The organism is Pseudomonas sp. A25(2017), from assembly GCF_002001065.1.
GTDB lineage: Bacteria > Pseudomonadota > Gammaproteobacteria > Pseudomonadales > Pseudomonadaceae > Aquipseudomonas > Aquipseudomonas kilonensis.
Genome location: NZ_MUOA01000006.1, coordinates 1 through 255 on the forward strand (window position 1 = coordinate 1; position 255 = coordinate 255).

General features: G+C 50.6%; 1 protein-coding gene. It reads left to right on the forward strand.

Features of this window, described 5'->3' with window-relative positions:
- Nucleotides 1-237: hypothetical protein (locus tag B0E42_RS31315; RefSeq protein WP_218191449.1), on the forward strand; the 237-nt coding region annotated here is incomplete at its 5' end.
- Nucleotides 238-255: the final 18 nt, after the last annotated feature.

A 255-nucleotide genomic window follows, 5' to 3' on the forward strand; every position in this document is an offset into this window, starting at 1 on the left:
AGATTCTGGAAGTCTATAATTCGCCCCACTTCCGGCGCAGTCGAAACGGAAAACTCCTTGAGATTCAATGAGTTAAGTAAGTTTCGAAGGTGTTGGGCTTCAGGTCATCGAAGCCCGGAAGGAGCAGATAGAGCGGTGTTGTTTGGCTCTATCGGCGATTCGATCTTCTCGGTCGAAAGCGGTGAAAAAGAGGTGTTGACAGCAGCGAGTAACGCTGTAGAATTCGCCTCCCGCTAACGAGAGATCGGAAGCGCA